Origin of the sequence: Bradyrhizobium sp. Cp5.3, from assembly GCF_000426265.1 — a bacterium.
GTDB classification, from domain to species: Bacteria; Pseudomonadota; Alphaproteobacteria; order Rhizobiales; family Xanthobacteraceae; genus Bradyrhizobium; species Bradyrhizobium neotropicale.
In genome coordinates, this window is sequence record NZ_AUFA01000037.1 from 1 (window position 1) to 23,560 (window position 23,560).

At 64.3% G+C, this 23,560-nt stretch carries 20 protein-coding genes; 11 read left to right on the forward strand and 9 right to left on the reverse strand.

Annotated elements, in window-relative coordinates:
• On the forward strand, positions 1 to 600 hold a 600-nt coding region (locus K289_RS45940; RefSeq protein WP_156918314.1), incomplete at its 5' end, for a helix-turn-helix domain-containing protein.
• 28 nt (positions 601 to 628) lie between these two features.
• Here K289_RS45940 and K289_RS0132535 read toward each other — a convergent pair.
• Genes K289_RS0132535 through K289_RS0132550 form a run of 4 tightly spaced genes read right to left on the reverse strand, consistent with a single transcriptional unit; the run spans position 629 to position 4,289 of the window.
• Positions 629 to 1,459 (reverse strand): sugar phosphate isomerase/epimerase, encoded by an 831-nt coding sequence (locus tag K289_RS0132535; protein WP_027555283.1) that lies wholly within the window; start codon positions 1,457 to 1,459, stop codon positions 629 to 631.
• Positions 1,456 to 2,349 carry an NAD(P)-dependent oxidoreductase gene (locus K289_RS0132540; protein WP_027555284.1) on the reverse strand — a complete coding sequence of 298 codons (894 nt, stop codon included), beginning with the start codon at positions 2,347 to 2,349 and terminating at the stop codon, positions 1,456 to 1,458. The genes K289_RS0132535 and K289_RS0132540 overlap by 4 nt, the downstream gene beginning before the upstream one ends.
• A 21-nt stretch (positions 2,350 to 2,370) precedes the next feature.
• Entirely contained in the window at positions 2,371 to 3,237 is an 867-nt protein-coding gene (locus K289_RS45945; RefSeq protein ID WP_156918315.1) for an IclR family transcriptional regulator, read from the reverse strand.
• Complete coding sequence (locus tag K289_RS0132550) at positions 3,234 to 4,289, reverse strand: Gfo/Idh/MocA family protein (RefSeq protein ID WP_027555285.1); 1,056 nt, start codon at positions 4,287 to 4,289, stop codon at positions 3,234 to 3,236. Before K289_RS0132550 ends, K289_RS45945 begins: the two co-directional genes overlap by 4 nt.
• 189 nt (positions 4,290 to 4,478) lie before the next feature.
• Between K289_RS0132550 and K289_RS0132555 the strand changes: the two genes are divergently transcribed.
• The 9 genes from K289_RS0132555 to K289_RS0132595 all read left to right on the forward strand — a co-directional run bounded on the left by K289_RS0132555 (position 4,479) and on the right by K289_RS0132595 (position 15,700).
• On the forward strand, positions 4,479 to 5,741 hold the full coding sequence (locus K289_RS0132555; protein ID WP_027555286.1) for an ABC transporter substrate-binding protein: 1,263 nt from the start codon (positions 4,479 to 4,481) through the stop codon (positions 5,739 to 5,741).
• Positions 5,742 to 5,819: 78 nt separating this feature from the next.
• Positions 5,820 to 6,689 (forward strand): branched-chain amino acid ABC transporter permease, encoded by an 870-nt coding sequence (locus tag K289_RS0132560; RefSeq protein WP_027555287.1) that lies wholly within the window; start codon positions 5,820 to 5,822, stop codon positions 6,687 to 6,689.
• A complete protein-coding gene (locus tag K289_RS0132565; RefSeq protein WP_027555288.1) occupies positions 6,686 to 9,217 on the forward strand; it encodes a branched-chain amino acid ABC transporter ATP-binding protein/permease in 2,532 nt (843 codons plus the stop codon). The genes K289_RS0132560 and K289_RS0132565 overlap by 4 nt, the downstream gene beginning before the upstream one ends.
• A 16-nt stretch (positions 9,218 to 9,233) precedes the next feature.
• A complete protein-coding gene (locus K289_RS0132570; RefSeq protein WP_027555289.1) occupies positions 9,234 to 10,043 on the forward strand; it encodes a shikimate dehydrogenase in 810 nt (269 codons plus the stop codon).
• A 5-nt stretch (positions 10,044 to 10,048) separates the two neighbouring features.
• On the forward strand, positions 10,049 to 11,773 hold the full coding sequence (locus tag K289_RS0132575; protein WP_035686644.1) for an FAD-dependent oxidoreductase: 1,725 nt from the start codon (positions 10,049 to 10,051) through the stop codon (positions 11,771 to 11,773).
• 22 nt (positions 11,774 to 11,795) lie between these two features.
• On the forward strand, positions 11,796 to 13,523 hold the full coding sequence (locus tag K289_RS0132580) for an FAD-dependent oxidoreductase (protein ID WP_027555291.1): 1,728 nt from the start codon (positions 11,796 to 11,798) through the stop codon (positions 13,521 to 13,523).
• Positions 13,524 to 13,540: 17 nt separating this feature from the next.
• The gene (locus tag K289_RS0132585; protein ID WP_027555292.1) at positions 13,541 to 14,155 is read left to right on the forward strand and encodes an NIPSNAP family protein; all 615 of its coding nucleotides are present in this window, start codon (positions 13,541 to 13,543) and stop codon (positions 14,153 to 14,155) included.
• Positions 14,156 to 14,165: 10 nt separating this feature from the next.
• Positions 14,166 to 14,996, forward strand: coding sequence for a sugar phosphate isomerase/epimerase (locus tag K289_RS0132590; protein ID WP_027555293.1), 831 nt, complete (start codon positions 14,166 to 14,168; stop codon positions 14,994 to 14,996).
• Positions 14,993 to 15,700, forward strand: a complete 708-nt coding sequence (locus tag K289_RS0132595; RefSeq protein ID WP_027555294.1) for an SDR family NAD(P)-dependent oxidoreductase — start codon at positions 14,993 to 14,995, stop codon at positions 15,698 to 15,700. The genes K289_RS0132590 and K289_RS0132595 overlap by 4 nt, the downstream gene beginning before the upstream one ends.
• A 391-nt stretch (positions 15,701 to 16,091) precedes the next feature.
• On the opposite strand, the gene K289_RS0132600 is transcribed toward K289_RS0132595, so the two are convergent.
• From K289_RS0132600 to K289_RS0132620, 5 genes are read right to left on the reverse strand one after another with little or no spacing between them, the layout of a single operon-like run.
• A complete protein-coding gene (locus K289_RS0132600; protein WP_027555295.1) occupies positions 16,092 to 16,937 on the reverse strand; it encodes an EamA family transporter in 846 nt (281 codons plus the stop codon).
• 51 nt (positions 16,938 to 16,988) lie between these two features.
• Positions 16,989 to 17,663, reverse strand: a complete 675-nt coding sequence (locus K289_RS45950) for a TetR/AcrR family transcriptional regulator (protein ID WP_051311039.1) — start codon at positions 17,661 to 17,663, stop codon at positions 16,989 to 16,991.
• A gap of 31 nt (positions 17,664 to 17,694) precedes the next feature.
• A complete protein-coding gene (locus K289_RS0132610; RefSeq protein ID WP_035686648.1) occupies positions 17,695 to 18,543 on the reverse strand; it encodes a sugar phosphate isomerase/epimerase in 849 nt (282 codons plus the stop codon).
• On the reverse strand, positions 18,540 to 20,276 hold the full coding sequence (locus K289_RS0132615) for a hydantoinase B/oxoprolinase family protein (protein WP_027555297.1): 1,737 nt from the start codon (positions 20,274 to 20,276) through the stop codon (positions 18,540 to 18,542). Before K289_RS0132615 ends, K289_RS0132610 begins: the two co-directional genes overlap by 4 nt.
• An 11-nt stretch (positions 20,277 to 20,287) precedes the next feature.
• Complete coding sequence (locus tag K289_RS0132620; protein ID WP_371260884.1) at positions 20,288 to 22,381, reverse strand: hydantoinase/oxoprolinase family protein; 2,094 nt, start codon at positions 22,379 to 22,381, stop codon at positions 20,288 to 20,290.
• Positions 22,382 to 22,572: 191 nt separating this feature from the next.
• On the opposite strand from K289_RS0132620, the gene K289_RS0132625 reads away from it, so the two are divergent.
• Entirely contained in the window at positions 22,573 to 23,553 is a 981-nt protein-coding gene (locus K289_RS0132625) for an ABC transporter substrate-binding protein (protein ID WP_027555299.1), read from the forward strand.
• Positions 23,554 to 23,560 lie beyond the last annotated feature (7 nt).

The window sequence follows — 23,560 nt, forward strand, 5'->3', positions numbered from 1 at the left end:
CCGCCCTTCCTGCAATCCGCGCTCGACAATGATGCCGATCTCGTCGAGGGCTTTCGCATACCGGTCCGATTTCTCCCGCAGCAAATCGGCGATGACATCGACCTTGTCGGCCTGTTCGCCTCGCTCGAGCATGAATTCGTCTGGTCGGCCCCGGGCCGCCGCACGGCCATCAAGGCCTATCTGCAACTGCTCGCGGTGACGGTGCGCCGGCTGCTCGAGCAGGAGCGCGCGCGCCCCGTGTCCACCGAGCGGGACGCCGACACGGTGATGCGCTTTCGCGAGCTGGTCGAGCGGCACTATCGCAATCACCCGCCGCTCGATTTCTACGCGCGCAAGCTCGGCGTGACGGCGGCGCGTCTCAATGCGTGTTGCCGCGCTACCACGGGCAAGTCGTCGCTGGCGCTGATCAATGACCGGCTGCTCACGGAGGCCAAACGCAACCTGCTCTATTCCGACATGACCGTGAACGAGATCGGTGCGGCGCTCGGCTATGCCGATCCGGCCTATTTCAACCGGTTCTTCTCCCGCAATGTCGGCTTGTCGCCCGGCCGCTTCCGCGAGCGCCTGCTGCCCGGCCAGACCCGCGCGGTCGCCGGTTGAAGTTCTCGCGGCAAGCTGCCTTGCGTGGTCAGCTATCGCGCGTAAAGGCCAGTCCCTGCCGCTGCAGCGCTGCAGCACCCTCGCCGATGTCCTGCAGCGGCCGCTCCGACAGGATTTCGAGAACGATCCTGCCCCCGTAGGAGCGCTGCTTCAGCTCTGCCCCAATGGCGGCAAAGTCGATCTCGCCAGAGCCAATGGGATCGTGTCGCCATTGCCCCTTCGGACTGTCGGACAGATGAACGATACCAAGACGCGGCCATAGGGTCCTGAGACCCTCGACCGGATCCTCGCCGATCGCAATGGCGTTTGCGACATCGTAGATCACCGGCATGTCGGCGTAGCCTTCATCGGCGAGGAAGCGGACGATGTCGGCGGCGCTGGCGAGAAGCCCCTGCGGATGGTTCTCGAGGATAATTGGAATTCCAGCATGCGTCGCCTTGTCATGAATCCGGGCAAAGGCCTCGCGAAAGCTGACCATCAGCCGGTCATTGGCCTTGGCGAGCAGCGCATGCCGCCGTCCGGAGCCGACGCAGATCCAGCGCGCCCCGAGCTCGGCCGCCCGCTCGATCGTCGCCTCATAGGACGCTACGGCGAAATCAACCACATGCGGCGACGGGCTCGCGAGATTAATGTCGCTGCTCGCAAGATCGAGCGCCAGCAAGGACAGGCCGTAGCGCTCGATGAGCGCGCCGATCCGCCGGGTTCGCGCCGCGTCCTGCCGCCAGGGATCGAAATGCGGCGGCGTCGCCATCAGTTGAACCGTGCGATAGCCGGCATCGGCGAGTTGCGCGATCGCCTCTTCCGCGACGCAGTCCCAGGCGAAGCCGAAGGTGTGAGCGCCAAGCACCGGGGTCGTCATGGCTTTCCCCGATAGAGCTCGATGGTGCGGCGAATGCCGACCCGCAGAGAGGTCGCAGGCAGGTCCGGAAACACGCGCCGCAGATCGCCCTCCCCGATGTCCTCGGCGAAAGGAAGCTCGGGTCCGTCGATGCCGATCTTGGCATTCGGGACCACGGCCCTCACCGCAGCAACGACATCGTCGTTCGACACCACCTCGCCAGGCAGGTTGAAGACGTGCGCGCCGTCAGGCTCGCGCAGCAGCGCGGCCTCGTAGGCCGCGACCACGTCATCGACAAACACGAGGCCTGCGGTGCTGGCATACGGGATCACATAGCTCTCTCCCCGCGCGGCGGCGCGGCAGGCGAGCGACGGCCCTGCGGTCGACCCGGTTTCGCGGCCGAAGCCATAGACGATGTAGGGCCGGAAACCGACGCTGGCGATGCCGTGATCCGCCCAATAGGCGCGCGCGCTGCCCTCACAAGCCAGCTTGAAGGTGCCGTAATGTGTGATCGGACGCGGCGTCGTGGCGTCGTCGGGGCCATAGACACCGGCGCTGCTCGTGAACACGATGCGCCGGATGCCCAGCACCTGCGCCGCATTGAAGACGTTCAACGTTCCGACCAAATTGATCATCGCGCCGCGCACGGGATCGGCCTTGCACGCCGGCGTCAGGACGCCGGCCAGATGAATGATTGCGTCGCACCCCTCGGCAGCCGCGCGCACCGCGTGCGCACCGGCGATATCGCCGAGGCGCCAATCCACTGACGCGGCGGCAGCTCCCGCGATTCTATCGAACAGCGCCGTGCGCTCGACCGGCTCGACGACGCGAAGCTGGTGCCCGCTGCCGGCGAGACGGCGCGCCAGCCATGCGCCAATGAAGCCACCACCGCCCGTGATCAGAACTCGCATCGCACTCAGGACTCACATTGTTCAGGATGCATTCGTGTCGAAGAAACTGCCGTGAGGCCGCCCGCCCTGAAGGCCGGGCGAGGCGAGCGTCGCCATCGAAAGCTCCTGCGCGGTCTGAACCAGCGCTGGCGCCAGCTCGAGCATCCGCTCCTCGGTCAGGCGGATATGCGGACCGGCGATGACGACGGCACCTGTCACCTCCTTGGTCTTGGGATGACGGATCGGTGCGGCAGACGCGTTCATCCACGGCGTATAGGTCTGCAGGCAGAGGCTGACCCCGCGCTTGCGGGTCTGACGCAGGTATTTTTGCAAGGCCGGCCAGCTTTCCGGCGCGCGCGGACCATAGTCCTTGCGCAATCCATACCCCTGCTTCTCGACGAGAGCGCGCGCATCATCGTCGGAGAGACAGGATAGCCAGGCGTGACCGCTCGCCGAGCAGGACAGCCGGCCGACCTGTCCCATGTCAGGGTCGTAGCGCAGGCCGGCGGGCGAACCTTGCGCCTTGGCGACCCAGACAAGCTCGCGCCCGTCGATCATGGCAAGGCGCACCAGCTCGCCGCTTTCCCGCGCCAGGCGATCGAGCAGCGGCTGGGCGAAATCGGTGATGCCGCTGCCGGCGAGGAAGGTGAAGGCAAGCGACGCGATCTTGGCGGTGAGCTGATAGGCGCCCTGCTCGCGCTCCTGCTTGACGTAGCCGTGCTCGATCAGGCTGGTCAGCACGCGATGCGTGGCGCTGCGCGGGATGTGCAGGGAATCGGCGATCTCGAACAGCAGCATGCCATGGGCGTTGGTCGCAAGCAGCTCGAGCACGCCGAGGGTGCGCTCCAACAGGCCGCTCGGCGCCTCGCCGGTTTCCGGATTCTTCAGCATCAGGCCTTCCTGATTCACAATTGCATCTCCTGATCAGGGCGCACTATCTGGCCGGTTTTGGCGGCTTTGTGAACTGCCATTGTGGCCCGCAGCGTCAGCGCGCCGTCGCGCGCGGTAATCAGTGGCCGTTCCTCCCCGCGAACCACCCGTGCCAGATGGTCGAGCTGGGCGCGGTAGGGATCCCCACGTTCGAATGTCACGCTGTCACGCGTGATCGGGGCGAACCAGCTCTTGCCCGAAGCGTAGTGCCAATGGTCGAGCGTCGGCAGCGCGAGCGAGCCCTCGGTGCCGCTCAGGAAATGCGTCTGCACCGCGACGGGCTGCGGCGGATAATTCGGACTCTCGCCGCTTGCGAGGTCCCAGCTCCAGGGCGCGGCCGCGGTGTCGCTGAGGTTCAGCGTCACCAGCGCGCCATTGGCGAGGCGGAGCAGAACGGCGGCACTGTCCTCGACGTCGAAGCCGCGGACCGCGTTGGACGCGATCGCCTGAACGGATACGATCTCGCCGCAGAGATGGCGGATCAGGTCAATCTCGTGAATGAGGTTGATGAGCACCGGTCCGCCGCCGGGCTCGCGCCGCCAAGCCATCTCGAAATAATCGGCGGGCTTGTAGAAGGTATAGAGCACGGTCGCGTTGGTCAGGCGGCCGAGCGCACCCTCGGCGATCATCGCGCGCGCCCGGCGGATGATCGGATTGTGCCGCCGGTGATGCCCGACCAGGACCGGCAGGTTTGCGCGCTCGGACGCGATCGCAATTGCGGCCGCATCATCAAGCGTGCTCGCGATCGGCTTCTCGACCAGCGGCACGATGCCGCGCTCGATGCAGGCGATGGCGAGCTCGCGATGCGTCGCGTTCGGCGTGGCGATGACCGCCGCCTGTGGCTTCACCTCGCGCAGCAGATCGAGCGGATCCGCATAGCAGGGAACACCGAGGCCCTCCGCATAAGCCCTTCCCGCAACTGAAGGTTCGGCGATTGCTGCAGGCGCGCAGGAGTCCAGATGGCGCATGGCTTCGACATGCGCCCGCCCGATCGCGCCAGCGCCGAAAACTGCCACCGCGACCTTCGACATTCCACGCCCCTCCCATCATCGGCTTGCTTCGGAAGGGCTTCTAGCACGAGCCCTTCAAAATTGGAATTGGATTCCAATTTTCAATTTTGGATATTGGAATTCAATTCCAGTCGTGTTAGGGCCTCCAGCAAGAGCCGCATGTATGGCCGACCGGCAATGACTGGTTTTTGGGAAAGGGGAGGATCGAAAATGACCGAACAGGAGAAGACGCTCGCAACGACAGGGTTACGTATCGGCCGGCGCGGATTGCTGCTGGGCGCCACGTCGCTCGCCGCATCGCGCCTCGGCATGCCCTATATCGGCAACGCCGCCGCCTCCGAACCGATCAAGATCGGAATGATCTGGGCCAAGACCGGCTCGATCGTCGATCAGGCGGAATATCTCGCCCAAGGCGGCATGCTCGCGCTGGAACAACGCAACAACACGCTGCTGGGACGGCCGGCTGAGATCGTCTGGCTGGACGAGCCCAATCCGCAGGGCGCTCAGCAGAGCGCGGAGCGCCTGGTTGGCGAGCAGAAGGTCGTCGGCATGGTCGGCGGCGCGCTGTCCTCGTTCGCGCTGGCGATCTCGTCGGTCGCCAAGAAGGCAAAGATTCCTTACGTCGCCGCGAATGCCGCCACCGGCGATCTCACAGGCAAGTCCTGCAACAAATACACCTTCCGTCTCCAGCCGCCGGTGGACGTGCATGCGCGCATCCTCGCGCCTTATTGCGCGTCGATCGGCAAGAAGTGGTACCTCTTGACCGCGTCCTACGCTTTCGGCCAGGACATCAAGCGCGCCTTCACCGACTACATCACCGCCAATGGCGGCACGGTGGTCGGCGCCGACGAGGTGCCGGTCGGAACGCCGGATTATTCGTCGTTCATCCTGAAGATCCGTGCTGCCAAGCCCGACGTCGTGATCGGCGGCATTGCCGCCAGCGATCTCACCACATTCCTGAAGCAGTGGAACGAGCTCGGCATGAAGGGCAAGATTCCCTTCGCCGAGATTTCGGTCGGCAATACTGATCTGTGGGGCGTCGGACCCGAGGCAGCCGACGGCCTCTACACCATCACCTGGTGGTACAAGAACCCGAACAATTCGCCCGAGGAGCAGGCGATGGCGGCGGCTTACGAGAAGAAATACGGCCGGCCCGCCGCCGACAAGGCCTGGATGGGCTGGCTCGGCATGAAGAGCCTGCTCGATTCCATCGAGATGGCGAAATCGACCGAGCCCGGCGCCATCGTCCAGGCGCTCGAGAACTGGAAGTATCGGCGCGGCGATATGGACATCGGCTATCGCGACTTCGACCACCAGATGACGAGCCGCCTCCTCGTTGCGGGCATCCACCCGAAGATCACCGACAAGTGGGACTATTTCGACGTCAAGGCCGAACTGCCGAAGACGCCGGACGATATCGCCAAGGCCTTCGGCGCGCAGGCCGACAGCGCCTGCAAGATGGACACGCTCTGACGTCGTTTCAAAGCGGCGCACGATGTCATTGCCAATGGCCGTGGCATCGTGCGTCGCGACCCAACAACGGATGACGCCATGCTCGATATGATCCTGTCGCAGGCCGTCAACGGCCTGGTGCTGGGCTTCCTCTATGTGCTGATCGCGATCGGCCTGTCGATCATCTTCGGGATGCTCGGCATCGTCAATTTTGCCCATGGCGCCTTCTTCGCGATCGGGGCCTATCTCGCCTATGCCCTGAACAAGGAATTCGGCTGGTGGGCCGCGCTCGCGGCTCCTCTGCTGACCGGCCTGACCGGTGTGGTCGTCGAGATGGTCCTGATCCGGCATCTCTACGGCAAGGAGCCGCTGCTCGGACTGATCCTGACCTTCGCGCTCGCGCTGTTGGCAGAGGCCGTGCTGCGGCTGGTCTTCGGCGGCGCGCCCGTGCCGTTCGCCGCGCCAAAGTTCCTCGCAGGCTTTGTCGAATATGGTCCGATCCTGATCACGAAGTACCGGATGTTCGTGCTGGCCACAACAGTCCTTGTGCTCGTGCTGTTCTGGGCGTTTCTCGCCTACACGCCCTATGGCCGGATCATCCGTGCCGGCTCGCGTGACCCTGAAATGGTCGGGCTGCTCGGCATCAACCTGCCGATCGTCTTCACCGGGGTGTTCAGCATCGGCTGCCTGCTCGCCGGTCTCGGCGGATTGCTGGCGGCGCCGCTCTGGACCATCACGCCGTCGATGGCCGCCGGCGCCATCATGCCGGCCTTTGTTATCGTGACCATCGGCGGTCTCGGCTCCTTCCTCGGCGCGATCGTCGCCGGCCTTCTCGTCGGCATCACCACGGCCATGACCATTCAGTTCCAGCCGGAATGGTCGGGAGCCGCCATGTACATCCTGATGGCCGCCATCCTCTTGATCCGCCCGCGCGGGCTGTTCGGTGAACGCTGGGAGAGGTTCGAGTGACACATCTTTCTGCGCTACGTCATCCGGCGGTCGTCGCCGCCCTCGTTCTGGCCGCGCTGACCGCGCTCTGGTCGCTGCTCGGCTCGCCGATCTCGCTGATCACGCAAATCGCGATCTACACGCTCTATGGCGCCGGCGTGAACCTGCTCGTCGGCTATACCGGCCTCGTGCCGTTCGGCGCGTCAGTGTTCTTCGGCTGCGCGAGCTATGCGGCGGCCTTCTTCATCCTCGGACGCTACGGCAACGACCTCGTCTCGCTGCTGTTCGCAACCGTATTCTCAGCCCTGCTCGCGCTCGCGATCGGAGCCATTATCCTTCGCCGCAGGGGCCTATATTTCTCGCTGCTCACCCTCGCCTTTTCCCAGATTGCGTTCGAGATCGCGTTCAAATGGACGGCCGTGACCGGCGGCGAGAACGGGCTGCAGAGCATTCACCGCACGAGCTTCACCAGCGCCTGGTCGTTTCACGTCTTCGTGGTGGCGGTCACCGTGGCCTGCATCTGGCTGCTGCGGCGGATCGCGCACTCCCCCTTCGGCCGCGTTTTGCAGGCGATCCGGGACAATGAACAGCGCGCGAGCAGTCTCGGCTATGACGTTCACCGCTTCCGTCACGGCGCGTTGATCCTGACCGGCACCTTCGTCGGCCTCGGCGGCGCCTTGCTGACCCTGATGCTGGAAGGCGTCTACGCCAACAACCTGAGCTGGCAGCATGCCGGCGATTCCCTGCTGATGACCGTGCTCGGCGGCGTTCACCACGCCCTCGGGCCGCTGTGGGGTGCCATTGCCTTCATCCTGCTCGAAGACCGCCTGTCGGCCATCACTGAGAACTGGTGGCTGGTGTTCGCGCCGATCCTGATGCTGTTCGCACTGACCTCCCCGGAAGGCATGCAGGGTCTCTGGCAGCGGCTGTTCGGCCGCCAGCGCTGGACGCTCGTGAGGCCCGATATCCCGCCGCGCCCTGCCGTGATCGCCCCTTTTGCCAGCAGCGCCGCCGGGTTTGAGCGCGGCAAGCTGTTGCTCCAGACGCTCGGGCTCAGCAAGAATTTCGGCAGCCTCGTGACAGCCAAGAGCATCGACCTCGAGGTCCGCTGCGGCGTGCTTCACAGCATCATCGGACCGAACGGCGCCGGCAAGACCACGTTCTTCAACATGCTGTCCGGCGCGCTGAAGCCGAGCGGCGGGCGGATCGTGTTCGACGGCACCGAGGTGACGCAGCTGCCGATGCATGCGCGCGCCCGCCTCGGCATCGGCCGCTCGTTCCAGATCCTGTCGATCTTTCCGAACCTGACCGTCTTCGAGAATGTCCGCGTCGCAGTGCAGGCCCAACGCAAGGGATCGGGCCGCCTGCTCACCGATGCCTACGCCCTGGACACGATCAACGCCCGGACATGGTCGATCCTCGATGCCGTCGGCCTCACCGACGTCGCGGCCGAACAATGCGTCAATCTTCCGCACGGTGCCAAGCGGCTGCTCGAGATCGGCATCACGCTTGCTATCGATTCCAAGCTGCTGCTGCTCGACGAGCCGCTGGCGGGACTTGCAGAATCCGACCGCGTCATCGTTGCCGACCTGATCAAGAAGCTCGCGCAGACTCACGGCGTGCTTCTGATCGAACACGACATCGACCGCGTGCTCGCGATCTCCGACCGCATCTCGGTGCTGCACCAGGGACGCATGATCGCCGACGGCAAGCCTTCGGAAGTCGCCGCCAATCCCGACGTGATCGCAGCCTATCTCGGAGCCGCCAAGGACGGTGCGAAGGCCGCGCCTCCGGCGATCGAGCGAATCGCCCATGCCCGCGCCGCGGTCCTGCTCGAGGCTATCAGCGTCTCCGCGGGCTACGGCGGCAGCACGGTGCTCGAGGCTATCGACCTCACCGTGCACGCCGGCGAAGCCGTCGCCCTGCTCGGCCGCAATGGCGTCGGCAAGACGACGCTGCTGCGCAGCCTCTGCGGGACGCTGACCATCAGCAACGGCGATATCGTGTTCGAAGGCAGGCCGCTTGCACGCCTCAAGCCCTACGAGATCAACCGGCTCGGCATTTCGCTAGTGCCGGAGGGACGCAGGCTGTTCCCCAACCTGACTGTCGCTGAAAACCTGCAGCTCGCTGCGCGTCCAGGCGGCCTCGGACTGGATGCGGTGTTCGAGCTGTTCCCGCGCCTGCGCGAGCGTCGTTCCGCCAAGGCCGAAAGCCTGTCCGGCGGCGAACGCCAGATGGTCGCGATCGCGCGTGCGCTGATGGTTCCGAGCAAGCTCATCCTGCTCGACGAGCCCTTCGAGGGCCTCGCGCCAGCCGTGGTTACGGAGGTTCTGGATGCGCTTATCAAGCTGCGCGGCAAGGTGGCCATGGTCATTGTCGAGCACCATGCGGAGCTCGTCCTTCCCATCGTCGATCGCGCCTATGTGCTGGTGAATGGCCAGATCGCCTTCAGCGGCGATGCGGCGATCCTCGAGCGCGATCACGAATTGCAGGCCCGGCTGCTCGGCGTCGTCCAGACCGAAGCGGCTCAGGCCCGCGGAGCGGCTTAACAACAAGAGAAAAAAGATGCTCAGCCTGAACCTGACCGGGGCAACCCGCCTCAACATCATTGTCGGTGACCCCATCGCACAGGTGAAGTCGCCCGGCGGCGTCACCAAGGCCTTCGTCGATCGCGGTTATGACGGAATTCTCGTCCCTGTGCAGGTCGACGGGGCCCACCTGAAGGGCCTTCTGACCGCAGCAATGGAGATCCGCAATCTCGACGGCATCATCGTGACGGTGCCACACAAGTTCGCCTGCTTCGAGTTCTGCGCCAGCTCCACCGAACGATCCCGCCTGCTCGAATCCGTCAACATCATGCGCCGGCGGCCCGAAGGCGGCTGGCACGGCGACATCGTCGACGGGCTCGGCTTCTTCGGCGCGGTGCGCGCCAATGGCGGCGATCCCGCCGGCAAGCGCGCACTTCTGGTCGGCGCCGGGGGCGCCGGTTCGGCCATCGCCATGGCCCTGGTCGAGGCCGGCGTTCGCTCGCTGGCGATTCACGACAACGACGTAACCCGCCGCGACCAGCTGATCGCGAAGCTGACGACCCTGCGCCGGGCCGAGATCCATGCCGGTTCTGCCAATCCCTCCGGTTTCGATCTGGTCGCCAACGCAACTCCGCTTGGCATGAAGGCCGGCGATCCGCTTCCGGTCGACGTGTCGAAGCTCAAGCCCGGCACGTTCGTCGGCTGCGTCATCACCAGCCCAGCCGTCTCCCCGCTTATCGAGGCGGCGCGGGGTCTCGGCTGCCCGACCTCGACCGGCATCGACATGTATAATGCGCTGCAAAGCTCGATGATCGACTTCCTGCTTACGCGCGACGGATCAAGGTGAGCGCCATGTTCAAAACTATCGACGCAATCTCACAAAGCGCGCGCTACGACCTCATCGTGATCGGCTCTGGCGCCGCCGGCATGGCCGCCGCACTGTTCGCGGCGATCGAGGGCCGCAAGGTCCTCGTGGTGGAGCGCACCGAATATGTCGGCGGCACCAGCGCGCTGTCGGCCGCGACCACCTGGATGCCGAACTCGCATCATTCCAAGACCGTCAATCCCGACGACAGCCGGGAGAAGGTCCGCAAGTTCCTCGACGGCGTGGTCGGCAACCATTCGCCCGCGGCGATGCGCGAGGCATTCCTGGACAGCGCGCCTGAGGCGGTCGCAACGCTCGAGGCCAACAGCGAGGTCAAGTTCCGTCCCTATGCGACCCATCCCGACTACGAGCAGCAGTTCGAGGGCGCGACCATGCGCGGCCGCGCACTCGAACCGGTCCCGTATGACGGCCGCGGCCTCGGCGCCGATCTCGACAAGATTCGCCCTCCAATTCCGGAGTTCACGATTTTCGGCGGCATGATGGTCGATCGCACCGACATCGGCCACCTCCTCGCTATCAGGAAGTCGGCACGCTCCTTCGCCCACGCGGCAAAGATTCTCGCGCACTATGCCGGTGACAGGCTGAAGGGCCGGCGCGGATCGCGGCTGGTCATGGGCAATGCATTGATCGGCCGCTTCCTGGCGTCGTTGAACGCCCGCGGTGTGGACATTCTGCTCGGGACCGAAGTGCAGGACCTCGTGACCGAAAACGGCGCCGTCACCGGCGTGAAGCTCAGCTCGGGCGGCACAATGCGGCAGGTGTCGGCCGCTTGCGGCGTCGTACTGGCTGCCGGCGGGTTCAACAGGCATCCGCAGCGACGCGGAGAGTTGCTGCCGCAGGGCGAGAGCCACAGCCCGTCGGCACCGGGGCACACCGGCGCCATGCAGGACTTCGCTTTGCGTCTAGGCGCGCGTCTCGGCGAAGGCAATCTCGACAGCGCTTTCTGGGCTCCGGTCTCGATCCGGCGCCGCGCCGATGGCAGCACCGCGAGCTTTCCGCACTTCGTCATGGACCGAAGCAAGCCCGGCACCGTCTGTGTGGACCAGATGGGACGGCGCTTCGTCAACGAATCCGTCTCCTATCATCTGTTCGGGCGCGCGATATTCGAGCACAACAAGACCGTGCCTTGCATCCCCTGCTTCATCATCACCGACGCGGTCGGGCTGAAGAGGTATGGCCTCGGCATGGTGCGCATGGGAACGAGCAACATCGCCCCCTATCTCGCCGACGGCTACCTGACCGAGGGCGCTACGGTTGCAGAGCTCGCCCGCAAGATCGGCGTTCCCGCGGCCAACCTCGAAGACACCATCGCCGCGATGAACCGCTATGCCGCAAGCGGCAAGGATGACGAATTCGGCCGCGGCACCACGCCCTATCACCGGGTCAACGGTGACGCCGCAGTCGGCCCCAATCCGACGCTCGGCCCGATTGCGGCTCCCCCTTGCTACGCAGTGCGTCTCTACCCCGGCGATATCGGTGCTGCGACCGGGCTTGTCATCGACGAATGGGCGCAGGTGATGCGGGCCGACGGCCGTCCGATCACGGGCCTCTATGCGTGCGGCAACGAAGCGAACTCCATCATGGGCGGAACCTATCCCGGACCGGGTATCACCATTGGCCCGGCCATCACCTTCGCCTATCGCGCCGTGCGCCATGCACTCGGCGATGCACAAGCGCGCAACGCTGCCTAAGCGGGTCGAGAGACAGACCTTCATGGATAACGGTCAACGCCTCGACTGCGATCTGCTCGTCATCGGCTCGGGCGCCGGAGGCCTGTCTACGGCGGTCACCGCCGCCGTGCTCGGCCTCGACGTCGTGGTGGTCGAGAAAGAGGCGCAGCTCGGCGGCACCACCGCCTGGTCCGGCGGCTGGATGTGGATTCCGCGCAACCCGCTCGCGCTGGGCGCCGGCATCGTCGAAACGCATGACCAGCCGAAGCGCTATCTGAACAACGAGCTGGCCGAGGGATATGACCAGACCCGCATCGAGATGTTTCTCGATCAGGGCCCGCGCATGGTAGATTTCTTCAGTAACGAGACGCAGCTTGCCTTCATCGACGGCAATGCCATTCCGGATTTTCACGGCAAGACACCGGGCGCAGCAACCGGCGGACGCTCGGTGTGCGCCGCGCCGTTCGACGGTCGCGCGCTCGGTCCGCGCGTCCGGGATCTCAAGCCGCCACTCGACGAGACTTCGCCCTTCGGCATGGGAATCGCTTCCGGTGCAGATTTGCGGCACTTCCTCAACGCGCGTTCGTCGCTAACCTCGTTCCTGCACGTCGCACGCCGTCTTGCGCGTCATCTGCTCGACGTGTTGCGCTTCGGTCGCGGCATGCATCTCGTCAACGGTAATGCGCTGATCGCGCGACTGGTGAAATCCGCCGACGATCTCGGCGTCAGGATCATGACATCAGCTCCGGCACAGACGCTGCTGTCCGAAGGTCCTCGCATCGCCGGCGCCCGAATCGTCCATGACGGCGCACCGCTCGATATCCGCGCGCGGCGCGGTGTCGTCCTCGCCTGCGGCGGCTTCCCGCACGACACCGCACGGAAGGCGGTGATGTTTCCGCACGCACCGACCGGCCGCGAGCACTGGTCGGCGGCGCCGGAGAGCAACACCGGAGACGGCATCCGCCTCGGCGAGATCGCCGGCGGGCGAACGCGAACCGACCTGTCCGACAACGGCGCCTGGGCCCCGGTGTCGCTGGTACCGCATCGCGACGGTTCGATCGGACGCTTTCCCCATCTGATCGAGCGCGCCAAGCCGGGACTGATCATGGTGCGGGCCGACGGAACGCGCTTCGCGAACGAGGCCGATTCCTATCACGACGTGATGAAAGCGCTGTTTGCCGCCACGCCCGTGGGGCAGCCGGCTGAGGCCTGGGCCATCTGCGATGCGAAATTCCTCAGGCGCTATGGGCTCGGCCGCGTTCGCCCGATCCCGTTCCCGATCACACCCTGGCTGCGCAATGGCTATTTGAAGCGAGGCGCGAGCGTGGAGGCGCTAGCCGGCGTCTGCGGCATCTCCGTTGCAGGATTGCACGCAACGATCGACTACTACAACAGCTTCGCGGCGCGCGGCGAGGATCCTGCCTTCGGCCGCGGCGACACGCCCTATAATCGCGTGCAGGGCGAAATTGCGCATCAGCCAAACCCGTGTGTTGCGCCGATCGAAGCCGGCCCGTTCTACGCCGTGAAGATCGTCGCCGGCAGCCTCGGCACTTTCGCAGGCCTTAACACTGACGAGCACGCCAGGGTGCTCGATGCCGAACACAAGCCGATCGACGGCCTCTATGCCGTCGGCAACGACATGGCGAGCATCATGGCCGGTCGTTACCCCTCCGGCGGCATTACGCTCGGTCCGGCCATGACGTTCGGCTACGTCGCCGCTCACCACGCCAGTGGAATTCCGCTCAAGAACAACAGGTCGGCAGCCGCATGACCGCAAGGAGAGACAACATGCTCTACGAGATCGCAACGCTGACGGTGAAGCTCGGAACAGCGGCAAAGGCCGTGGCAGGAATTGGCGAGTATGTCGGATCATCCGAGGCCAATGGCACGCTGCTCGGCTGCTGGGCCAGCGAGATCAGTGAGCTCAATCAGCTCCTGGTGCTGCGTTCCTTTGCGGATCACGAGACCTGGCGCAGCGAGCGCGAACGGGCGCTGCGTACGTCCAATCCCTTTGGCGCGGGCGACGCCATCACGCAGATGAATTTCGACACCTATGCGCCGTTCCCGTTTCTGCCGCCGGTCGTGCCGGGCAAGTACGGCAGCGTCTACGAAGTCCGGACCTATCGGCTTAAGCATGGCAGTGTCGCGCCGACGATCGCCGCTTGGGAAGCTGCGATACCCGAGCGCGTCAAGCTATCGCCGCTCGCGATCGCCATGTATTCGCTCGACGGGCCGCCGCGCTTCACCCATATCTGGCCGTTCGCGAGCCTCGACGCGCGCGCCGCGGTGCGCGCCGAGTCCGTTGCCAAGGGTATCTGGCCGCCAAAGGGCGGGCCGGACTGGCTGACCGGCGACATGCGCTCGATCGTGGCGCTGCCGACCGCGATCTCGCCGCTGGCCTGAGGCGATCGCCATGAGGCACATTTATTCGCTCGCCTATCTCACTTCAGTGCCGATGGCGCCGTCCGACGCCGTCGTGCTGGCCAACAAGCTCGGTTACCAGGCGATCGGGGTTCGCATCGCGCCCGCGGCGCCGGGCGGCGACTTCTCGCCGCTCGCAACCGACGCTGCGATGCTGCGCGAGACCATCCGCCGGATCGACGACACCGGCGTGCCGGTGTTCGACGTCGAGATCGCGCGGCTGGGTGCGGATTTCAAACCCGATCACTTCGCTTCGTTCCTCGAGACCGCCGGCCGGCTAAAGGCGCGAGCCATTCTGGTCGCCGGTGACGATCCCGACGAAGCGCGCCTGACGGAGTCGTTCGCCGCGTTCTGCCGCGCCGCTGCGCCTTATGACCTGACCGCCGATCTCGAATTCATGCCGTGGACCGCGGTGAAGAATGCAAAGGCCGCGCTGCGTATCGTGAGCAATGCCGGTGAGCCGAACGGCCGGATCCTGGTCGACTCGCTGCACGCCGCACGCTCGGCCACCTCGCTTGAGGACATTGCAAGCCTGCCGCGGCAGCTCCTCAGTTATGCCCAGCTCTGCGACGCGCCGGCCGGCATTCCCGCAACCAACGAGGAACTGATCTACACCGCCCGATGTGCCCGGCTGCTGCCGGGCGACGGCGGCATCGATCTGCGCGGAATCGTGCGCGCATTGCCCGGCGATCTGCCGCTCAGCCTCGAAATCCCGAATGACGAATGGCTGCCGAAACTCGGCGCGGAAGAATGGGGCCGGCGTGCGCTTGCTGCGGCCCGCCGGATCGTTGCCGAGGCAGCGGAAGGAAGAGTGACAACATGACCGGCTTCGATTTCTCATCGCGTGTCGCTGTCATCGCGGGCGGCTGCGGCGGCATCGGCCAGGCGGTTCGCGCCCGGCTGGCTGCTGCCGGCGGAACCGTGGTCGTCTGGGACCTGGCCGACCAGGCCGACGAACGCGTCGATCTCACCAGCGAGGCCGCCGTCGATGGCGCAATGGCGCGCCTGCTCGACCGTTTCGGCCGGATCGACGTGCTGGTCAATGCCGCGGGCATCACCGGCCCCACGGTCAATATCGAGCATTACAGCCTTGCCGATTGGAAACGCGTGCTCGACGTCAACCTCACCAGCACCTTCCTGTGCTGCAAGGCGGCCATCGCGCCGATGCGACGGCAGAATGCCGGACACATCGTCAACCTGGCGTCGATCGCCGGCAAGGAAGGCAATGCCGGCATGACGGGCTACTCCGCGGCGAAGGCCGGCGTGATCGCGCTCACGAAATCGCTCGGCAAGGAGCTTGCGAGCACCAACATTCGCGTCAACGCCATCGCGCCTGCCGTGATCGCCACCGAGCTCGTCAAGCAGATGTCCGAGGACACCTACCGGAACGTGCTGGCCAAGATCCCGCTGGGCCGCGCCGGCCGCCCGGAGGAGGTTGCCGCCATGGTCGCCTGGCTCGCCTCCGACGAGTGCTCGTTCTCGACCGGCGCCGTGTTCGACCTGTCCGGAGGACGAGCAACATATTAGGCGAGAGATCACCGAGATGAGATGTCGCGGCTTCTTTGTTTGTGCGCATCGCCCGATCTCACGCGGACATCACACGGCACCTGACAAAGACTGCTGATGCTGGCTGTTACAGGATTTTTCTTGATCTCCCGGTGCACACGTCGTGCACACGCCGCCTTCTAACCCACTGAAAAGCTTAAACTCTCACTCCAATCCATCATGGGCAAGCTTGAGCTAGTCAGAGCCTACCGCTGACGGTTTGAGACAAGGTGAGGAAAAGCGCGAGGGCTTTGTCGCCTGCGCCCCACGCTGATGAGCTGAACCGCTAGCCTCACCAAGAGTAAACATGCTCCGCAGTCCCGTCTTTAGGTCACGCCGCAGTAATTGCTTTCGACGAAAATATTTCTTTCGATCAAGATCGGCGTATCGACAATCCAATCGAGGAAAACACCAGCGCTATGCCGATAATCTGACGCAGACCGAGCGTTTCGCTCAGGATTGCTGCCCCCAGAACGAGCGCAACAACCGGACTTAGAAAGGCGAGCACCGAGGCACGGCTTCCGTACAACTGGACCCCGCCGATCCAGAGCCAGTACGAAAGCGCGGTCGCAAAGACGATCAAATAACCGAGTCCAGGCAGGCTTTGCGGTCCCCAAACCGAGGGCACGCCTTCGATCACCAAAGCGATCGGCAGCAGAAGAACGCCGGAAATCAGCAGTTGCCAGGTCGTCATTTGCAGCGGTGTGGCAAGGCCGCGCCAACGCTCCATCAACACAATACCGAACGCCATCGAAACAGCGGCTCCGATACCGGCCAGGATTCCGACGGCGTCGAGAGACAATCGGCCGTCCAACAACATCAGCGCGACACCCAGCACGCCGATGGAGGCAAGGATGAACTGGCGCAGGGTTGGGCGACGCCCCAGGACGGGCCAGGCAATGAAGGCGACCAGCAGCGGCTGGCAAGCCGCTAGTGTTGCGGTGATTCCGCCGGGCAGTCGCGCTGCGCTAACGAGCAACAGCGCGAAGAACAACCCGATGTTGGTGATCGCCAGGGTCGTGACTGGCAAGAGAATCTTCACAGACGGAAGGGAACGAACCGCCACGAGCAGAATGAGCCCCGCTGGCAACGCGCGCAGAGCTGAGATCAGGATCGGGTGGTCCGTGGGCAGCGTTCTGCTGAAGACAATATAGGTCGTTCCCCAGAGCATCGGACCGAATGCAGTGGCAACGATCCGGCCGGTCTGGCGGTCAGTCATACCGGTCCCCGCGTTTCACACAATCAAGTCGGGAGGCGGCGTCGTATCCGTTCAGGACCCGCGCGCGAGGGCCGGCGTCCAATCGCCCGGTTCGGGTTTCCGCATTAGGTAGCTTATAACCATATCGACGAGATGGGCCTGCCGCCGCTCGATGTTCTCGGGCGCCCCCAGCTTTCGCTTGAAGAGGATGGATAGCGTGTGCTGGTTCGACAGGTAAAAGTATCCCAGCGCGGACATAGAGATGTACAACTCGACAGGATCGACGCCTTGGCGAAAGATGCCCTGCTGGACCCCGGCTTGCAGAATTTCCCGCAGGTTTTCCGATAGCTTGTCGTACATCGTCCGGATGATCGTTGATTTGACAATGTGCTTGGCGCGATGCAGGTTCTCGGTATTCAGGATCACGATGACGTCAGGCTCTTCGACGAAGACCCGAAAAGTGTTCTCGCACAAGCGGATCATAGCATTGAGTGGATCGAGGCCGTTGACTGACACGTCGCTCTGACGCCTGCGCAAGGTCTCATAGGTCCGCTCAAGAATGCGGATGTAGAGGTCCTCTTTGCTCCGAAAATAGTGGTAGAGCAGATTCTTGCTGATCTTGGCCCGCTCTACGATGGCGTCGACACGGGCGCCATCGAATCCGCGGCGCGCGAACTCGACCTGCGCTGCCGCGAGGATCTTTTCCTGCGTTCGGATCGAATCTCGGATAGCGGGTTTTTCCGCCATCTGCCCTCCACCATTTCAACCGACAATGCGCTCAGCACGGAGCCTTCTGTCTTCCACCGACCAGCGGCGCGCAGCGGTCGACCGCCACGGCAACTGTTTCGTCACCATCACGAAGCCACCAGTCGAACTTGGAAAACAGTTCGATCTCGAACGGCCCGTCGTAACCCATGTCGTCGAGAACCGCTCGGTAAGCCCCAAAGTCGACTACACCATCGCCGACCATGCCTCTGTCATGGTATACATCGCGCGTCGGCACAAGCCAGTCGCCCAGATGGAACGTCAGGATATTTTCCGGCCCTGCCTGGCGCAGTCCCGGCACGAATTCCGGATCCCACCAGCAGTGATAGGTGTCGGCGACGATTCCTGTTCCTTGGCCAAGCCTCCGGCAAATGTCGAGGCACTGAGCAAAGGTGTTCAGACAGGAGCGGTCTGCGGCATACATCGGGTGCAGGGGCTCGATGCCCAGAACCACACCGACCTCCAGCGCATAGGGTAAGAGCTGTTCGAGCGCATCAAGGACCCGCGACCGGGCCGCGGGCAGATCCTTTTCACCGGTCGCAAGGCTCCCGGGAACGACAACCAGGGCCGTTGCCCCGATCTCGGCGGCCGCATCGAGACGCCTGCGGTTCTCCGCGACGGCGGCATCAAAGCCGGCGCGATCCGCAATATTGACCCAGGCGCTGGTGCAAAGGCTTGGCACGAACAGACCGGCATCGCGGATCAGCCTTGCGCCCTGACGAACGCCACAGGCATCCAGGTATTCCATCCACACACCGATGCCGGCGACGCCCTGTCGGGCGTAGCCGTTCACGGCTTGCTCGAGGGTCCAGTCCCGTGTCGTGATCTGATTGATCGCGAAACGACGCAAATCAGCCATCATGCCATCTCCGTCTGCAAGTTGCGCAGGTCGGCGGTTGCCTTTTTGTCAATGCGACCGTCCTTGATCACGACGCGGTAGTATTCGCTGGCGAATTCCGGTGTGATCTTGCCATCGAGCGCGTCGTCCAGCACCGCTTCCAGTGGACGCTTCATCGGGTTGCCATAGCCGCCGCCGCCCGCCTGCTCATGACGGATGACATCGCCACGCGAAACGTTACGCGTCACTTTGCTATCCAGCAGCTCGAACCTACTGCCGTCGACGCTGAGCAAGTTGCGCGAAGCCGCTCCCTCGTTGCCGCCGAAAAGCCCGTAGGGACGATGGTGGTAGCGGTCGGAGCGCAGCTGCATAACCGCGTCTTCGGCCAGAAGGCGGTACTGCCGGACCACACCGAGCCCGCCGCGACGCTCGCCGGCGCCGCAGGAGTCGACGCGCAGGGCATACTCCTCGATCCGGATGGGATAGGTCGATTCCATCAGCTCGACCGGCATGTTCGACATGTTCTGCGAGGGATTGGTGATCGCGTCGATGCCGTCCTTGGTGGCGCGTGCTCCCAGCGCGCCATTGATCATGTCCACCATTACGAACGGCAGCCGCGTCACCTTGTCATAGCCGCCAAGGCAGACGACCGAGTTTCCACCCTCGCCGGCCGCCGCAACGCGTTCGGGAACGATCTGAGCCAGGGCGCCCAGCACCGCATCGACGACACGATAGCCGGTCAACGCGCGCGCCGCGACAGGCGCCGGGAAGTGTGGGTTCAACAGCGTACCGAGCGGCGCCGACACGTCGATCGCACGGTAGACGCCGGAGTTGTTCGGCACCTCGGCGTCGAGAACGCAGCGGATCGCCAGATAGCTCGCGGACTTCACGAACGACAGCGTCGAGTTGATCGCCCCCTTCACCTGAGGCGAACTGCCGCTAAAGTCGACATCGAGGTGGTCGCCCTTCACCGTAATCGCCACCTTGATCGGGATCGGCGCCTCGTCGAAGCCGTCACCGTCGATGTAGTCGGTGAACTCGTAGCGTCCGTCTGGCCAGTTTGCGATTTCGTTCCGGGTCAGACGCTCGCCATAGTCCAGGAAATCTCCCAGGAAGCGGTTGAACGCAGGTGCGCCATATTTGTCGACGATGCGCAACAATTCCCGCTCGCCCATGGCGCAGGTTGCGAGTTGCGCCTCGAGATCGCCGATCACCAGATCCGGCAGGCGAACATTCCGCCCGATGATCTCGAAAACGATCTCGTTGCGCACGCCACGATCATAAAGCTTGAGCGGCGGAAGACGCAGGCCTTCCTGGAAGATTTCCGTCGAGTCGCTCGCATTGGAGCCGGGCACGCGGCCGCCGACGTCGCAGTGGTGGCAGATCACCACCGAAAAGCCGATCTGCTCGTCGCCATGGAAGATCGGCTTGAACATGAAGATGTCCGGCAGATGCATGCCGCCCTCGTACGGATCGTTGAAAATGATCACATCGCCGGGGTGCAGATCGCCGCCGAAGCGCTTCAGCAGCGCATCCATGGCATCCGGAACTGCGCCGAGATGCAGCGCCACGGTCTTCGCCTGCGCGAGGATACGACCCTTGGCATCGCACATCGTGGTCGAGTAATCGAGAACGTCGCGGACGATGGGCGAACGGGCCGTTCGCATCACCGTGTAGGCCATGTCATCGACAATGGATTCGACGGCGCTTTTCAGAACGGCGAAGGTGATCGGATCGTGAGCGGAAATCTCGGCCATGGCTTCGTTCCTCAGGACAGGCAAATATGGAGGTTCAGGAAGTCGTCACGCTCGACGCTCGCCATGGGCGGCACGACGACGGTGCTGTCGTTGGCTTCCAGAATGACCGGACCGGTCAGCTGGCGCGGCGAACGGGTGCGGTCGTAGATCGGCGTATCGATCCAGCCCTCGGCCTTGCCGAAGTAAACCTTGCGGCGCGCAACGGGCCCTGCCTCTTCAGATCCGGCCGCCGACAGTTGGCGAAAGTCCAGGCGGCCCTGGCGCAGGCCCCGGCCAGTCATCCGGAGGCTGACGACTTCGACGGCATCCGAGGAGACATAGCTGTAGATCGAGCGATAGGTCTCAAGGAACGCGGTTCGCACCGCCTCGGGATCGAAGGGCTCCGCGAACGGAATGGCCAGCGACATTTCTTGCCCCCGGAACCGCATGTTGGCCTCGGGCAGGAGCTCCATCGCCTTCTCGGGGATGCCTTCCTCGCGCAGGTTGGCAACGGCCTGCCGGCGCAACTCGTCGGTCACGGCCGCGAGATTGTCGAGATCGACCGTCTCCACGACGCCGCCGATCGGAGCCGTGAAGTAGCGTTCGACGTCTCCCGACAGCATGCCCATTGCCGTGAACACCCCCGGGGTCGCAGGGATCAGCAGGCTGGTCATCGACAGGAGCGAGGCGATGGCGGCGGCATGGACGGGGCCGGAGCCTCCGATGGCCACCAGTGTAAAGTCACGCGGGTCGACGCCCCGCTCCACGGTCACCGCACGAATGGCGCGCGCCATGTTCGCGTTGACCACTTCGCGCACGCCATAGGCCGCCTCGCTGGTGCTGAGGCCAAGCTGGCTGCCGATCTGGTCGACGATGGCTGCCTCGGCGGCCGCCTTCGACAACCGCCTCGCACCACCTGCGAGCTCTTCCGGCAGATAGCCCAACACCAGGTTGGAATCGGTCACGGTGGCCTTGTCGCCACCGAGGCCGTAGCAGGCCGGACCGGGATCGGCGCCGGCGGAAACGGGTCCTACCCGGATCAGGCCCGCACTGTCGAGCGCCGCGATCGATCCAGCACCGCTGCCGACTTCGGCAACGTCGACGGTCGGAACGCTCATCATGTACCCACCGGCCTTGATGAAGCGACTGGGCGTCGAAATTCCCGCCCGGAATTCATACTCGCTGACCCGGCTCAATTCGCCCTCACGCACCAGCGACGCTGAAGCCGTGGTGCCTCCCATATCGAAGATGACGAGGTTTTTCTGGGCCAGCGCTTCGCCCAGACGCGCCCCGCCGACGGCTCCCGCGGCGCGCCCCGAGGAAATGAAGAACACCGGCTTCGCACAGGCCGTCTCGGCCGAGGCGAGCGCGCCGTTCGAGTTGCTAACCAATAGCGGCGCTTCGATGCCGAGGCTCTTGATGCCATCTTGCAAGCGCTTGAGATAGGCGGCCAGAACGGGGCCGACATAGGCATTCACGACCGTCGTGCTCGTTCGCTCATACTCCTTCGCTTCCGGCAGCACCGAGACCGACGTCGTGATCTGAACTGCGGGAAAGCGCTTGCCGATCAGCGCCTCAGCGCGCTGCTCATGGGCGGGGTTGCGATAGCTGTTCAGCAGGCAGATCGCGATGGATTCGACGCCCGCCTCGACAAGCGTGGCGGCCGCGGCAATGACGCCGGCCTCGTCGAGCGGCTCAATGACGCTGCCGTCGGCAGCGATTCGCTCCTTGACCTCGAGGCGGTAGCGGCGCGGGATGAGCGGCAGCGGCTTGTCCCACTGCAGATCGAACATGTTGGGCGTGCGCAGCCGCCCGATCTCCAGCACATCGCGGAAGCCGGCGGTCGTGATCAGGCCGGCTCTGGCGCCCACCTTCTGAAGCAGCGTGTTCGATCCGACGGTCGTGCCGTGCACGATCTCGCTGATGTCGCTGGCGGATATCCGTGCGCCCGACACGAGATGCGAGATGCCGGTGATGACGGCCTCCTCGGGTGCGCTGGGTGTCGATGGAACCTTGGCGTGATGCAGGCGGCCATCGCCCTCGATCATCACTAGATCTGTGAACGTCCCCCCAATGTCGACACCGATCCGAGCGGTCCTGGTCGCCGAAATCGCCATGCAAGCCATCCTTGTTGAACTAATTGGTTAGTTCTGTATCATGGCGCGCACAGAGCCGGCAACGTAATTTTTTTAGCAATATATGCCTGAAATTCAGACTTTTCGATCTAGACTCTTGCTTGTTATATAACTAATAGTACAATTCGCCATTGAAATAATAAGGGCGGATGGCCAACCCAGCCCACTTCTGGAGAGGACAAATGAGAAATATGCGACTTCTGTCATCGGCCGCGTTTGCGATGCTTTTGGCCTTTGTCGGGCCCGTCCTTGCAAACGAGAAGCTGACGGTGCGGCTAGACTTCTCGCCCTGGGGAAGTCACGCCGCGATGCACCTCGCGCAACAAAAAGGCTGGTTCAAAGAAGCTGGACTTGATGTCGATGTTCAGGACGGCCGGGGCTCCGCTAACACCCTGCAGCTCGTGAACGCGGGCCAGGCAGATGTCGGACAAATTCAGCTCGGCCTCGTGCCCGCGGCCCGCCACGGCGGCGCCAAGGTCAGGGCGATCGCGGGGTTCGACAGGCGCACCGACCTGTGTGTGCTCGTCGACAAGGACGCGCCGATCCAGAAGATCGAAGACCTCAAGGGCAAGAAGCTTGTCGTTTTCGCCGCCAGCCCATGGGCGCCCTATATCGACACGTTCCTCGCCGCCGGAGGGCTCGACCGCAACAACACGACGATCGAATTCGTCGATGCCGCGGCGCTGTGGGGCACCTACACGTCGCGACGCGCCGACGGGCTGATGTCGACGGTCGCTTCAGCCCTGCCGCTAGCGCAGGCTGCCAGACCGTCAAAATGCCTGACCGCCGACATGGCGGACCTCTATTTCCCGAGTTACGGGCTGATCGCCTCCGACGCGACGCTTCAGAAGCGCGGCGACACACTGAAGAAGCTGATCGCAGTCGAACAGCGCGCATGGGCCGAGATCGCCAAGAACCTCGATCTGGGCGTCAAGGCCATGCTCGCCGAGCGTCCCGACGCGATGCTCAACCCCGACGTCCTGCGCGAGCAGATCAAGCTGACCATCGAATACTTCAATACCCCGGCCACCGAGGGAAAGCCGATTGGCTGGCAAGCGACCGAGGACTGGGACGCCGCGCTGAAGGGCATGGAGCGCGCCGGCGTCGTGCCCGCGGGCTGGAAGGCCAGCGACTATTTCACCAACGATCTGGTCCCGCGCTAACGAGGTC

Bases quoted from the DNA above. Each gene is read 5' to 3' on its own strand.
- K289_RS0132595 (WP_027555294.1), top strand. From the start codon at position 14,993: ATGACCGGCTTCGATTTCTCATCGCGTGTCGCTGTCATCGCGGGCGGC.
- K289_RS0132610 (WP_035686648.1), bottom strand. From the start codon at position 18,543: ATGATGGCTGATTTGCGTCGTTTCGCGATCAATCAGATCACGACACGG.
- K289_RS0132550 (WP_027555285.1), bottom strand. From the start codon at position 4,289: ATGTCGAAGGTCGCGGTGGCAGTTTTCGGCGCTGGCGCGATCGGGCGG.
- K289_RS0132560 (WP_027555287.1), top strand. From the start codon at position 5,820: ATGCTCGATATGATCCTGTCGCAGGCCGTCAACGGCCTGGTGCTGGGC.
- K289_RS0132590 (WP_027555293.1), top strand. From the start codon at position 14,166: ATGAGGCACATTTATTCGCTCGCCTATCTCACTTCAGTGCCGATGGCG.
- K289_RS0132600 (WP_027555295.1), bottom strand. From the start codon at position 16,937: ATGACTGACCGCCAGACCGGCCGGATCGTTGCCACTGCATTCGGTCCG.
- K289_RS0132540 (WP_027555284.1), bottom strand. From the start codon at position 2,349: ATGCGAGTTCTGATCACGGGCGGTGGTGGCTTCATTGGCGCATGGCTG.
- K289_RS0132615 (WP_027555297.1), bottom strand. From the start codon at position 20,276: ATGGCCGAGATTTCCGCTCACGATCCGATCACCTTCGCCGTTCTGAAA.
- K289_RS0132585 (WP_027555292.1), top strand. From the start codon at position 13,541: ATGCTCTACGAGATCGCAACGCTGACGGTGAAGCTCGGAACAGCGGCA.
- K289_RS45950 (WP_051311039.1), bottom strand. From the start codon at position 17,663: ATGGCGGAAAAACCCGCTATCCGAGATTCGATCCGAACGCAGGAAAAG.
- K289_RS0132580 (WP_027555291.1), top strand. From the start codon at position 11,796: ATGGATAACGGTCAACGCCTCGACTGCGATCTGCTCGTCATCGGCTCG.
- K289_RS0132555 (WP_027555286.1), top strand. From the start codon at position 4,479: ATGACCGAACAGGAGAAGACGCTCGCAACGACAGGGTTACGTATCGGC.
- K289_RS0132620 (WP_371260884.1), bottom strand. From the start codon at position 22,381: ATGGCTTGCATGGCGATTTCGGCGACCAGGACCGCTCGGATCGGTGTC.
- K289_RS0132570 (WP_027555289.1), top strand. From the start codon at position 9,234: ATGCTCAGCCTGAACCTGACCGGGGCAACCCGCCTCAACATCATTGTC.
- K289_RS0132535 (WP_027555283.1), bottom strand. From the start codon at position 1,459: ATGACGACCCCGGTGCTTGGCGCTCACACCTTCGGCTTCGCCTGGGAC.
- K289_RS0132575 (WP_035686644.1), top strand. From the start codon at position 10,049: ATGTTCAAAACTATCGACGCAATCTCACAAAGCGCGCGCTACGACCTC.
- K289_RS0132625 (WP_027555299.1), top strand. From the start codon at position 22,573: ATGAGAAATATGCGACTTCTGTCATCGGCCGCGTTTGCGATGCTTTTG.